This window comes from Neochlamydia sp. TUME1 (assembly GCF_000813645.1).
Classification (GTDB): domain Bacteria; phylum Chlamydiota; class Chlamydiia; order Chlamydiales; family Parachlamydiaceae; genus Neochlamydia.
On the sequence record NZ_JRXI01000009.1, the window covers coordinates 1 to 13851 of the forward strand.

Genomic DNA, 13851 nt, shown 5'->3' on the forward strand with positions numbered 1-13851 from the left:
TATTGACCATTCTCGCACTAAAGCTCGACATCCTCAAACCAATGGAATCTGCGAAAGGTTTCATCAGACCATCCAGAACGAATTTTATGCCATAGCTTTTAGGAAGAAAGTGTTTAAAAATGTTGAAGAATTACAAGAGGATGTGGATAAATGGATGAATGAGTATAATAACGAGAGAATACATACAGGAAAGTATTGTTTTGGCAAGACGCCTTTACAAACATTCTTAGATGCTAATCATCTTGCACAAGAAATGATGTTAGATAAGTTACAACTGACAGAAATAGTACCTGCCAGGTAGCTCATGTTTGTCAAATCAAGTACTGTCTAGGGCAGATAACTTGTGTTATTTAGAAAAAAGCTATCAAAGTCAGAATTAATCATCCTTTGTTATTTCATCTAAAGCTCTATTTTTCAGAAGATTAAGCATTTTACAAAAATGATCTGCTTTATTCAGATTTGATCCAATACAGCCCTACGATAGGGAAATCGAATGGTATTCGACCTCCCCATCGTTAGCCGTGTTATCGCCAGCTTTCGATAAATTGAAAATCTTTGCTATTGATCTACCCACTGCCCCATTTGATTTAAAATCACCCGATTAGCTCCTTGGCCTAATGGTCTCACTCTAATAGGGCCATAGCTTGTAGCTATGATAATCCTTTCAGGATCAGTATACAATATAGGATAAGTATTATTAGGGGAGCTTAAAACAGGACCACTAGGAGTTGCCATTATGGCAGCCATACCAGGTCCAAACAATTGGTTTCTTAGGGCAATTCTTTGTTCTAATGCTTGTGCTTTTTCAGCCTCTTTTCTCTCTAATTCATTACGCTTAGCTTCTTCCTTCTTACGTCGTGTGTCAACTGCTGCTTTGCGTCCTTGTTCTAATTTTTGTTCTATCTCACGTCGTATTTCGTCTCTCTCATATTGTTCTTTTCTTGTATCATAGATGTCTCTTAATCGTGAGGTGTTAAGTTCATAAGATACGTCCTTGTTATCATGATCAAAACCTTCCCATTCTGTCAGGATTTCAAAGTATAAACGATCTGCCGAACCAAAATCATTTTGAGCGCAGGCCTCTCGAAATTTATTTTCCAACGCTTTAAGCTTTATGACAGCTTTTTGAGCTAAATCTTTTCGTTGTTGGCGTTCTTCTTCGTTAACAATGTCGTCTTGTTCTTGCTCATACTGTGTTTTACTTGTTTTATAAAGATTTTCTAATCGTTTGATGTTAATATTATGAGACACACCTGCTGAATGATATTTAGTCTCAAAAATTTTTAATTTTTGTTTAAGCTCATCTAATGATTGGTTTGCCCGATCAAAATCATTTCGAGCGCAAGCACCCTCAAATTGCTCTTTCAAATCTATGAGCGGACTGAGAGCTTTGTTAGCAGAACGTATAAGTTGTTCTTTATCATAGTTGGCTTTGGTTTGATTATAAAGATTTTCTAATTGTTTGAGGTTGATGTTATGAGATATACCCGTTTCAGGATAGTATGCTTCAAAATGCTGTACTTTCCCTTTAATTTCATCTAGGAAAGTCTTGGCAGAAACAAAATCTTTTTCAGCACACCCAAGTCTAAGCTTTCCTTCTAAAGCTGTGAGCTGCACGAGAGCTTGTTGAGCTAAATTGATGAGCTGATCTTTATCATACTTTGTTTTAGTTTTAGTATAATGGCTTTCTAGTTGCTTAAGGGTAATGTGATGAGAGATACCCGTTTCCTGGTATTCAGTTTCGAACAAACCTAATTTTTGTTTAATTTTATCTAATGATTGCTTGGCTGACACAAAATTATAGACGTTGATTGTTTCGAAAAAATTTTTTTGCAAGTCAGCGAGCTCAAAGGAGGCTTGTTTAGCCTCCCTCTTTTTCATGAAAAGAGCATACCGCTTTTCTAAGTTTTCGAGATTTACTTGAGATTGAATTTCCCTATCAAAATATTGAACCCCTTGCTGTAATGCAGTAAGAATAGCCTGTGACTCATCGGCAAGGCGGTAAGAGTCATCAGCACAACAGTGGTCGAATCGATGAATCATCTCATGAAAATGTCGTGTAATAACTCCTTGTGCTGTGGCGACTAGATCAAAAATATGGCGATGTTCAATAATTTCTAGCTTTCGAAGGCTCTCTAAATAATCGGCAATCTTTTTAAAATCATTCTCGGATAAGCTTGCTTGACTTAAAATAGCTTGAATATTTGCTTGGATTTGATCGCAGATATTGATTAATCCTATGATATCTGAATCATTTAAAACTGTTTTAAAAATTTTTTGAGGGTGTTGGATGCACTCAAGCTCAGCTATCTTGTCTAACACTTCCTTTTTAGTTAATGCCCCTACATATTTCAAATCAGAGGCATTTAAGGGATCGTAGATAAACAGGCGCTCACTTAGCTGCAGAAGAGTAGCTATTTCAAATTCATCTTTTAATTTGGTATCTTTAATAAAATCTTTTAAATCCTCTAAGGGCTCTTGCTCTTCGTCACGTTGAACAAAAGGTATTTGCGTGATACCTAAAAGAATCGAATTTTTATGTTCAAGGAGGTTCTCTTTGGATCCAAATAAGTCACAGCAAATTTTAATCATATCTCTAAGTCCACGAGCCTTATCTGCCTCTAAGGTATGAAAGTTAATAAGTATCACAACTTTAACACTTTTAGCTTTGATGAAGGTGTTTCTTATGTTAGCAGCATTGGCAATATTAATCTCATAACCTCGATTATCTAAAAAGCCCGGACAATCGCAAAGGCTTACCTGATTTTTTATTTCGACTAATTGAGGTATAAAGGTCTTTGAGTCTTTAGTATGACCAATCGGCATCACTTCGTCACGAGCACCACCCTGGGCTGTTGGCGTAACAATGACTACTGACTTTACTCCAGTTAACCCAAGCTTTTTCGGGCTAATTCGTTGCATGGTGCAGCCGCAGATAGCGTTACTAAAAGTGCTTTTTCCAGCGCCCGTATTGCCAATCACCACAACAAGCTCTTGATCTTTAGCTTTCTGTGCTTCTATTTCCCCACGTCTAATACACTCCATCAACACAGCAATGCTTTCCTCTGATTGCAAAGGTGTAGATGGATCATCAAGCTTGCGAGCCAATAAGTCATTGACATTAAGACTAGGTTGGATTGGAGCTGATGCAGGGGCGTGATTAACAGGAGCGGTTGAAGGAGTCGGTGTTTCAGCTATTACGGTTCTTAAAGAAACTCGACTTTCATTACGTTGAATAGGGGCTGTCATGTTTTCCTCATTTTTTTAATTGAAAGGTTAAAAGTTCTACTAGTTGACATCGTGCTTGTACATCGAATCGAATACTCTGGCCTGTTTTTTCAAGCTCTAAGCAATACATTTTTTGTTGATGTTTTTGATAGATTTCTTGCTCTTTTTGTGACAATTCTTGTATTACTTGAATTTCTCTATTACCTTGTTGCAAAGAGGCAATTTCTCGGCTCATCGCTGTAATATTCGTTTGGCGCTTTAGTTCCTCTACCTGGAGAAGTTGATTGTAAAGCTGGGTTTCCTCTTTTAATTTGCCGGCATGTAATTTCATGAAAATAGCCCAGTGGTGATCATCCTGCTTTTCTACCAGCTCCCAGTGTGCAGTTAAATGGTCAATCTCTAATTTTCTTGCATAAAGCGCTAATTCTAACGTCCCTTTAAAATCTGACCATATTCCTGCTGCGGCCTTTTTCTCTAGGCTGAGGCATTGCCAGGAGGTGTCTTGGATAATCTGGCGGCTAAATTGAGCAAAGTTAATGAGGCAATGTGCTTGTGCAATGCGATTTGCTGATAGTCCTACAGCTTTAAGCTCTTGCTCTAGCTTATCGACAAGGGAATGCAAGGACTGGCTCAGCTGATAAGTTTGTTCAGCAAATTGTTGGACATTCGTAAGAAGGATAGTTCCCAATCTTTCCACCTCTGCATTTGCTGCTAAGACGATATTCATTAGCCGCTGCGTGTGTTTCACATGCTGTAAAGAAGCTGTTTTGAGCGGTTGAGCGGATTGGCTACTATCGGGAGAGGAGTGAAGTTCTTCATCAATAAGCTGAAGTAGACCCTCTTTTGTGTGAGGATCAAAATGGCGTAATCCCGCATCGATGGTTTTAAGGAGTTGAAAACTTTTCACATCTCCTGCCTCATATAAGCGACTATACTCCCACAGCAAATGCCGAAATTTGATTGTCAAGATTTCTTGTAAATTCTCTAACATCCTTGATACATGCCGTTTCTCTAAAAAATTGAGAGGCTTAAGGCTAGCTTGATAGGTGGCTAACTGTTTGAAATCATCGTCAGATAGTTCTTGCTTTTTAGTAATTTCGATGATTTTTTTCTTAAAGATATCCAAGAGGTTGTCTAGTCCCAGCAAATCACTAGGTGATAATACGACTTTAAAGTTTGAGGGATGCTCGATCGATGGTAAATGTCTAACTTGCTGGATAATATCTTCCCTGGAACTAGCTCCCGCATACTTCAAATGGGGATTGTTCAGGGGGTCGTAAATAAAGAGTTGCTGAGCTAATCGAGCACAAATTTTGCGGTCTAGGGGGTCACCGCGTGCATCCGAGATAAAAGCTTTCAGATCTTCTAATGGCTCCTTTTCCCCCGAAGGGAGTTGAGTCACACCGAGAAGAACAGAAGAGGCGTGCCTCAGCAGGTTTTCCTTGGAGCCAAAGAGATGGGTACAGATTTGCAATAGATCAGCTAATCCTTTAGCTTTATCAGCCAGCAAACTAGGATAACTAATCAAGGCGATCACTTTTAATGTGCCAGCTGTATTAAAAATAGTTTGAAGAGTGACAGCTTTTGCAACGCCGATTTCATAGCTATTCGTCTCTAAAAAACCTGGAAAATCGCAATAGATTTCTCCTTCGTCTGTTGCAAATTGAGGTAGAAAGGTTGTCTGGGGAGAATCGTTATGCCTTATGGGCGCTATTTCGTCACGCCTTCCTCCCTGAAGTTGCGGCTTGACTACCACCACCTTATTTGGACCGTAAAAGCCCAATTCACGCGGTCGCTTAGATATCAGATCGCATCCGCCCAAATCATTGACCAAAGTACTTTTACCTACTCCGGCTAATCCTATGATAGCTATGATATTTTTATTCGTTGCTTGGCCTGCCACACTTTTTCCGCAACGGATGGCCTCCATTAGGACTGCTAAACTCTCTTGCTCATTTAATTTAAAGTTAGGATGTTCAAGCTTGGCTTTAAGCAGGCTTTCTACATCGCGTTGGACTATAGCAGGCGATGAGACACCGGCTCCTCTCTGAGTTCCAGAGAGAGCCTGAGCCTTTTCAAGAACGTTTCTCGCAAGATTTTTCGTGGTGCCTATTTGGGGGGAATTTGCTTGTTTGGATAATATGGCTGAAGGGTGTGGGCCGTTTGAGCGTATAGATGGACGTGCATTCTGAGTAGGATTCATATTTTTTTCCTTATTATAGTGGAGAGAACGGTGGAAGCCCCCAATCTGATGAAGAAGCTTGAGTATGAGCCTGATTTGATTGCTTAAGTCGAGGTTGACCAAGAGAGGGTAATCCTGGAAGGGACGGAAGCTCTAAAGTTCCTACAGAGGCAGAAGCATGGGGATGGGTTGGCTGTGTAGCTTGACGCTGACCAGGAGGGGGTAATGATGGAAGAGCCACAAGTTCTGAAGCTCCGGCAGAGGCAAAGGTATGAGTCTGACTCGGCTGTGTGGATTGGGACTGACCAAGAGGGGCTAGTGACGGAAGGGGCGCAAGTCCTGAAGTTCCTACAGAGGCAGAAGCATGAGTCTGAATCGGCTGGGTAGCTTGATACTGATCGCGATGGGCTAGCGGCGGAAAAGGTTTAGTTCCCCAAGTTTCTGCTGGTGCAGAAGGAAAAGTCTGGCTTGCTTGTGCAAATTGAGGTTGATCCCCAGAAGTAATTATTGGATTCAAATGAAGAGGTAGCCTCGCACTAGGTACTGTTGTCATAAATGAGCGAAACAGGTTGGGATACGCATTATAATCTGGTTGATCTGATACCGAATAAGGGCCACTTGTCGAGGCAGGTGAAGTGGAACTCAATACTTCTTGCATTTTTTCAAATTCTTCTTGTCTGTTTTTAAGCTCTGCTTCAAATTTTGCTTTATTAGTAGCTAATCGTTCATAATGCGCTTCATCTTCTTGTCGGTCTCGACTTCTTCTCTCTTCAAGCTGAACTTGAAATTGTTGATGTTGATTTTGTAAAGCTAGATCGTGTAGCGCTTTTTGCCTCGCAAAGGCTTCTTTTTCTTGCTCTTGGCAATGGTGTTGTTGTGCGGCATCTGCTTCAATTTGTTGTTGCTGCTGTCGAAAAAATTGACCGATTTTATCGCTAGTTGACTCAATGGCTCTATTGCCCTCATTTTGGCTTTGATTTATTGTGGCTACTGCTGATAGGTAAGCTGTTGGGAGATCTTTAGAAGGGTAAGTCATAGTTTCACCTTTTAGTTAAGTTTCTTTATAATTTTCCCTTGCGCTCCCTCTTTTTATGAGGGAGCGTGGGACAAATAGGATCAGCTATTCTCTATATATTATTGGAGAACGCAAGGAGGTTTAACTATAGAAGCGAACGTTTTAAAGTGCTCATTACGTTCACTAGCAGCAATTTGATTTCTTTGAACCTCCGCATCTAGTTCATTCTTTTGCGATGCCACTCTACCTTGTATATTAGTCTGATGAAAATTCGTGTCACGTTCATATTTGATTCGCTTCCCCTCATTTTCAGCTTTTTTTTGTATTTCCAATTTTTGGTTAGCTGCGGCATCTTTTTGCTCAGCTGCTTTTATAGCTGTCAATTGTTCCTCGATTTCTCTAGCATTCCGAAGAGCTTCTTTATCAATCTGGTACTTATTACTTATAGTTGCTGCTTCAAGTTGGTACTTGTTATTGGCTTCTTCTTCTTTTAGCCACTGGCCCCGAATTTGTATTTGTGCTTCTAAAGCGGCTTTTCTTACTTCAAGCTCTCGTCGAGTATTCCCATCTTTTTCTTCCTCTCGAAGATGGATGATCTCTTTTAATTGGTTGAATAGCTGCGCTTGTTCTTTTAGCTTGATATCCTGAATCTTTAGTATGAGATCAAGATTATGTTGTTCTTGCTGCTGAAATACTTGGAGTTTTTGTGATAATAGGGCTACTTGATTACCACGTACTTCAAAAATCGCCTTTAAAGTGGCAAGAGTTTGTTGGTTAATAATGCCTCCTCCTTTGCCGGCCAAGTCTATAGCTGCTTCACTAGAGTTTTTCATTACCCCTACACTAGTAGCAGAAAATTCGATGATTAATTTGGCTTTTATTATATCATTTGTAGTAAGAGTAGGATCATCCATTCCACGCTTCAAGATATTTAGGCAATAGTTGCTAATTTGGTGGTTGGCTACTTGGACTTTTTGAGCGAAATCTCCAATCGCACGAATGATAATATTTGTGGTATTTTTAGTGTTTTGCACTAGGTCATTTAACATGTCCTCAACTACTTGCATTTGCTCCCTATGGGTTTCAATAGATAATGCCCCCTTACCGTGAGCCACTTCTCCAAGGTAATTATGGCTCTGCTGTGTTAGCTGGGTTGCTAGATGTGAGTCTGTAAAAGTAAGTTGTCCTAAGGCGGCCCAATCAAAATCAGATAGAGTATTGATTGTATCGGGGGCGGTACGAGGAAGGGAAGTTTGGCTACCTACGGCGGTACTTTGCGCATTTTGCAAGGCCAAACTTGAATTGTCCCGCTGATTCGAGTTGCCTGTAGTAGCCTGTCCTGTCACGTATGACGATGAAGAGTTTAATAAACTACTCCAGTCAAAAGGGTCGATACTGCCTTCGCTTCTTAATGTAGGATTCATATTAAATTACCTAATGTTTAAAGGTTATATTTCAATTTCTTCTCATACAAGTGAGATGATAGGCATTTTCCAGACCAGGCCTTTTTTTTGTCAATTATTTTTTTAATGTTCTGAAAATGCGCTACTTATGTTATTTATTATATCTTGTTTTTATAATCATATTAGATGGTTCTAAACAAAATTTAGGGGTTTTTGAAAGATACTATAGCTACATAGAGGAGTGTAGAGATTATTTAAATTTATGATAAAATAATGTTGAAAAGGCATTGATGCGTAAATGAAAAGAAGCATATGTGATAAGATTGATCTTTGACACTTAAGAGCTATAAGAGGATGTCTTAAACCCTTTGTTTTATCCTTATCCTTTTGCACATTATCAAAGAAATTCTAAAGTCCGTAGCTTAATCTCTATAAGGGGGAATTGGATCTATTTATCAATGATTAAGCTGATGTTAAGCCGGATTAATAAGGCAAAAGAAAGGTTTTAGCATACCCTTTAAGGAAAGAAGGAGCGCTCAAAAATTTAACCTCCTCCCTGGCGCTATCCTAGGCGTTCTGATAATTAAAGCTGTTTATCATTTGTCCCTTCGCACTGTAGGAGAATTTATGTTATCGATGATTGCTTTGCTGGCTTTAGGACAGCCTGTTCCTTGTTATGCCCGCACCTGCAGGCGTGCTAAAGAGCTTGGATAAGAACTTAAGCCGTAAGCGTCCGTCCCACAGACATAGTTTTTGATTCCTCTGGGGTGAAGGTGTATGGCGAAGGAGAGTGGAAAGTGTGCCAGCATGGCAAAGCAAAGCGGAGGAGTTGCAGAATCGTCTTATGTGCAGGGTATGGATCCTTTAGTGCCTCCAAGAAGAGGACGAAGGCTAAGCTAAGAGACGGACAAGCCTTGCATGCAAAAAAGAAAGGATGCTTTAAAAGTTATTAAAGCCTTTGGAGGAGACGATGAGGCTAGGTTGCTTAGGAAGAAGCTTTGAGGTTATCATAAAAGATCACTTGCCGAAATGGCAATATATCGCTTTAAAAGAAGCTTTGGAGGAGATTTTCGCTCTAGGAAACTAGCCCTATCAGCGAGCATAACTATACGCCAAGACTTTGGCTATGAATAAGATTTAAAAGCTTGGGGTGCATAGAGGACTATAGGTGCTAACTAAGCTGATAAGTCCTATATAGGCTGTGCCTTAGCAGGCAAGCTATTAGAACATTTACGCAACAAAGGTCGCTGAAAGTTGTTTTTTGAACGTGACTAAGAGACATTCTCTGAATTAATTTATTGCGCTATTCTTCTTACCATCAGACGTATCATAGCTAAGTAGAGGAACGCTTGGCTGGTGTTTGGCAAGGCCTCATAATCCTTACTTAATCTGCGGCATTTACCAAACCAAGCAAATGTTCTTTCTACTATCCATCTTTTTGCTTGTAGATGAAATCCTTTTAGCTTAGATCTTTTAATGGCTGTTAAATCAATACCATGTAAAGCTGCTTCTAATTTTATTTCTTCCCCGCTATATCCTGTATTGGCAAATGTTTTTTTGGCCATACAACTTTTCCCTGGAAATAATAAAGTAGCGCTTTTAGCCCATCTCTGTCGCTATAAGCTGCGCTACTTACTACAACTGCTATTAACAGTCCCAAGTGATCCGCTACTATGTGTCTTTTCCTACCTTTAACTTTCTTGCCGCCGTCGTATCCATAGAGCCTTTTTTTCAGTTGTTTTGACACTTTGGCTATCGACTATAGCTGCACTTAAGTTCCGCTAGCTTGCCTTAAGCTTTGGCGAAGCGATCGCCTTAAATAAGCATTAATTTGTTCGAATAAATGACTTTGTTTCCATCTTAAAAACTGAGAATAGACCGATTTCCAAGGAGGAAGATCATGCGGAAGATCTGTCCATTGACAACCTGTCCTTAAGACGTAAAAGATGGCATTAAGCATCTCTCGTCTAGTGTGCTTTGGTGGCTTGCCAGCTTTTTTCTTGCATATTATAGGTTCAAGCACTTGCCATTCTTGATTATTTAAATCGCTAGGATAAGGTTTTCTTATCATATTAGGCTCCTTGGTTAAACAGCCTATATTTTAAACGATTTTAATAATTCAGAGAATGTCTCTAAAGTAACAGAGAACGCTTGTATATTAATAGCAATGGCTATTTATCTAAACTAGCCGAGAAATAAATTTTATCAAAACAAACGCTACCTAATTCCAAATCTTAATAGAATAAGAGCAAGTTTAACAGAAGGAGGGGCAGGATGCTTAAAAATACGATGTAGGGTTGGAGTGATAAAAAAATAGAAAGAAACCAAGCGTATTTCTTCTGTTTTATGTGAGAAAGGAAGAAAGCCGTGCAAACATTCTAAAGAAAACATATTGATGCTATTCTTTATGCAAGCCATACGGGATGCCAATAGAGGACTCCTCCCCGCAATTTTCCTTATTGGAAAACAGTGTTTAATTATTTCTCAATAAGAAAATAGCTGAGAGAATGAGAAAATTCTTTAAATAAACGCTAAAAATATGAAAATATAACCCCAAGCTAAAATCCCAGCAAGCCAGAAGAAACTTTCGGCTGATTAGGAGAGTAGAAATAGTATAATTACCTAACATTGTTTATTATAGGGATGCCGTTTAAAGGATCGTTTAAGCTACAAAGATTTAAAGTTGGGAATTGATGTAAGGATGTAACATCCTTACATTTGATGCAAATTAAAACTATAAAAAATGCTTTTTTCCTAGGAGAAAAAATGAAATTTGCCGATACGCATGAATGGATTGAAGTTGCAAATCGCATAGGAATTGTAGGTGTTTCTAAGCATGCACAGAAAGAATTGGGCGAAATTGTCTATGTAGAATTGCCGAAAATAGGCAAAAAAGTAACGGCTGGCGAAGAAGCTGCTGTTCTTGAATCTACTAAAGCCGCTACAGATATCTATTCTCCTGTTTCAGGCACTATTATAGAGGCTAACACTGCTCTGTCTTCGGCAGCAGATCTAGTAAATACCTCTCCTGAAAAGGAAGGGTGGCTTTTTAAGATAGAAATGGATAGCTTAGATGAGCTTAATAAGCTCATGGAGGCCCAAGAATACTATGCCAAATTTTCTTGAGAAATGGATGGTAGCTCTCATGAAACAAATTCTTCGAACTCTTATAGGATAAAATTTTTTAGAGAAAGCACTCTATTATTTGTCTAGAGGCTACCACTTTTTAGCAAAGTCTACCTAACTTAACATGATAATTTTTGCTAACTTTTCTTCCAAGGAAAGCTGATCATATTCGTCTTTTTCTCTCCAGTAATAACCCTGTTGCTGTAACCCATGCGCAAAGTAAAACTGCTCGAAAACTTTAGCAAAAATAGCTTTATCTTCAGTGGGATAAATATACCATCCGGTGTGGTATTGCTCTTTAAACTCCTTGGAAACAGTAATTCCTGAAGCCGTAATAGCATCAAGCATCCATTTCTCATGAATTTTTATTTCTACCCCAGGAATTAATTCCGCAGCAATGCCCTGATTACGAGGGTTGATTAAAAGCTTTATTTGCATGTTTTTTCTCTCAATTACTTTATTTAAAGTTAGCATTTATTATTTTTTTATGAAAGGTGAGAGTTGGCTCAATAATGATCAAACCCTTCATCCTGCCTCTCAAGCTTCTGATTCCACTTCTCCATAAGTTGCTTGATGATCCCTAAAGAGTTTTTATTTTCTTTAATAGCTTTTTCTAAAATTTGGCAAGCTTCGTTCATCCATTCAATCGCTTCTTCTGGCATTTCGCGGCTTTGCATATATTTTGCATAGCCTTCTCTTGCTTTATTATCCACTAATTTTATCAAGTTTTGGTTGAATGGGGCTTTAAATGCAGGGTGAGACAAATACTCCATTTTCAATGGTTCCCCTATACCTTTAAAGCAGCGATCGTGGTCAATTCCATAAGCTTTATATTGGGTGGGGGAGGAATTCTCTATGGCTTTGTATAAGATATTACCTGCGTGCCTATCGCCATTACCAGAAATGAGGTCAAAGATAGCCAAAGCATGCATCTCCCTTGGGGAAACAGTTGCTTGCATTTGCTCTATTTCGGAAATGTTTTTAGCTTCTTGCAGAAAAAGTTGAGCTGAGCCTTGCCAGTTGTTAAAATTGATTTGTACTGTCTTTGGAATAGGAAACAAGCCATTTAAATTAATACCAGAAGCTGCTTGTTCTCTGCTACCCATCGTAGGATCTTGGCTAAAATTGTCTTGTATGCAAGGCTTGAATATAAAAAGTTTCTCGCCCTTGGCTTGTAAAATGTATGTCTCGTTAACATTTGTGCTTCCGAGAGCATGAGTACTTAGAAGAGGAATTTGCTTTAGCCCCTCTTGATAATCGATGAGTTCTTTTTGATACTTTTCATAAGCTTGCTCAAAGATATTACCAATCTCTTCGTTCATTTGTTTTATTTTTATAAGTTGTTCTGGTATTTCGCTTGGAGGACAGTCCCTTAAAAATCCTGGCAAGCCTGGATGATAGCTGGCTGGTTCTGGTTTTTTGGCAAGATAGTCCCTTGCTGCCTGCGAAGCATCCTCACATGTCTTATAGGCAGAAAGAGCTTGGAAGCAGTCAGATAAACTTTTCACAAGATAGGCTGCATGAGGTTTTTCTGGTATCTGTTTTAATGAAGAAAAATGCTCGCTAAATTCTTTTAAGGGTTCTTCAAACAAAGCGGCATGCATTTTTGTGATTTCTTCTCCCGTAACTGGCTTATCCAACGCAAATTTATTCGCAACCATATTAAAGATAACATTGGCAAGGTCTCTTTCTGTCTTCAACTTTTGTTGAGCAATTAATTGTTTAATCTTAGGAATGTTTTTATTAGCTGTTGCCTGGACAAAACACTTTTTCATTGCCTCGTAGAAGGGTTCAGGGTTTAAGGATTTGCTTAAAATATCTTCTGTTTCAGCTAAAGCACTACTTTGAGTGGTATCTGCTTTGGTTTTTTTTGTTGGGCGCTCGCTACTAGTTTCATTTCTTGGTAAAGCTTGTTGGACTTCCAAATGCCGCTTTTTTGCTTCAAGCTCTAAAGTGTTTTTTTTATCTATCGTAGAAGGAGTAGTTTCTATTATTTTTTCTTCAACTTCTGAGGGAGTTCCCTGGTCTTGAATGCTTTTTTCTTTTTCACTCGATGAGGCCTGCTCGGTTGAGTTAAGGAAATATTGATGATTGCCTTCCAAGCGCATGCCTAGTTTTTCTGGATTCATACATTTCCTCCAGCTTACCCGCCTTATTTTCTTAAAAACAATTACTCTTATTAATTTAATTATAATATTTTATTTTTTTATTATAAATAGTTTTATAAAAAGCTGATTTTAACTTTTTAATTATAATAGTTTATGAGGAAAAGAGGGCGATAAATGAAAGAAACCCATAAGGTAGCCAGTAGCCTTCTATCCTATTTTAATGAGAATTCAAGCAGCTTACAGGATGAGAAGGTAGAAAAGGATAAAAATTGGCTTGTTTTTAGGTTTTCCTTGAGAACAAAAAAGCGAATAAGACTAACCACTAGATAGGAAGTTTAAAGCCCTCGGACTAGTAGGCCTTGCCTCGTTTTACGGGGCTTGGTTCTTAAAGATTTAAGAGGCCCGGTAATTTTTTCTAGTACGCCCCTAGTTAACATACTAGGCTTTTGTAAGCTTATCGATTGAAGAATCAGTGACCACTATTCTTATACCTTACGATTTTTAGAAGGAGAAAATCCTGAAGGTCGCACTATTTTTAACACTAAAAAGGGAAGAAAAATGTTTTTTGAAAGCTTTATGCAAATAAACTAAAAATTTATTTATGTAGAAATGTCCTGACAATGCTTACTTTAATGTAACGTATTTAAAAAACTTCATGCAACCGATAGGAACTTTAGAATATTTAAGTCAATTACTCAGAACATAAGCACGCTAACAACATCCAAGCTAGTAGTGTATCTATTGGCTTTTTAGGAGGAGAATAATGAGCGCCTATTCAATTTTTAAAGG

The 13851-nt window shown here is 38.6% G+C and carries 9 protein-coding genes and 1 pseudogene; 3 read left to right on the forward strand and 7 right to left on the reverse strand.

Going from position 1 to position 13851, the window contains the following annotated elements; genetic code table 11:
- On the forward strand, positions 1-301 hold a 301-nt coding region (locus tag DB41_RS00465), incomplete at its 5' end, for an integrase core domain-containing protein (protein ID WP_039383206.1).
- Between the two features lie 257 nt (positions 302-558).
- On the opposite strand, the gene DB41_RS00470 is transcribed toward DB41_RS00465, so the two are convergent.
- The 4 genes from DB41_RS00470 to DB41_RS00485 form a co-directional block, all read right to left on the reverse strand.
- Positions 559-3249 (reverse strand): GTPase domain-containing protein, encoded by a 2691-nt coding sequence (locus DB41_RS00470; RefSeq protein ID WP_039383207.1) that lies wholly within the window; start codon positions 3247-3249, stop codon positions 559-561.
- Between the two features lie 7 nt (positions 3250-3256).
- Entirely contained in the window at positions 3257-5431 is a 2175-nt protein-coding gene (locus DB41_RS00475; protein WP_039383209.1) for a hypothetical protein, read from the reverse strand.
- Positions 5432-5444: 13 nt separating this feature from the next.
- Entirely contained in the window at positions 5445-6446 is a 1002-nt protein-coding gene (locus DB41_RS00480) for a hypothetical protein (protein WP_039383211.1), read from the reverse strand.
- A 98-nt stretch (positions 6447-6544) separates the two neighbouring features.
- Positions 6545-7849 carry a hypothetical protein gene (locus DB41_RS00485; protein ID WP_039383213.1) on the reverse strand — a complete coding sequence of 435 codons (1305 nt, stop codon included), beginning with the start codon at positions 7847-7849 and terminating at the stop codon, positions 6545-6547.
- Between the two features lie 543 nt (positions 7850-8392).
- Here DB41_RS00485 and DB41_RS11850 point away from each other — a divergent pair.
- Entirely contained in the window at positions 8393-8542 is a 150-nt protein-coding gene (locus DB41_RS11850) for a transposase (RefSeq protein ID WP_255350887.1), read from the forward strand.
- A 581-nt stretch (positions 8543-9123) separates the two neighbouring features.
- Here the strand turns inward: DB41_RS11850 and DB41_RS11095 are convergent.
- Positions 9124-9899: pseudogene (locus DB41_RS11095) on the reverse strand (IS5 family transposase).
- A 695-nt stretch (positions 9900-10594) separates the two neighbouring features.
- On the opposite strand from DB41_RS11095, the gene gcvH reads away from it, so the two are divergent.
- Positions 10595-10954, forward strand: coding sequence for a glycine cleavage system protein GcvH (gene gcvH / locus DB41_RS00500; protein WP_039383218.1), 360 nt, complete (start codon positions 10595-10597; stop codon positions 10952-10954).
- A 114-nt stretch (positions 10955-11068) separates the two neighbouring features.
- On the opposite strand, the gene DB41_RS00505 is transcribed toward gcvH, so the two are convergent.
- Both DB41_RS00505 and DB41_RS00510 read right to left on the reverse strand, forming a co-directional pair.
- The gene (locus tag DB41_RS00505) at positions 11069-11392 is read right to left on the reverse strand and encodes a hypothetical protein (protein WP_052243746.1); all 324 of its coding nucleotides are present in this window, start codon (positions 11390-11392) and stop codon (positions 11069-11071) included.
- Positions 11393-11460: 68 nt separating this feature from the next.
- Positions 11461-13083, reverse strand: coding sequence for a hypothetical protein (locus DB41_RS00510; protein ID WP_039383216.1), 1623 nt, complete (start codon positions 13081-13083; stop codon positions 11461-11463).
- Between the last annotated feature and the right edge of the window lie 768 nt (positions 13084-13851).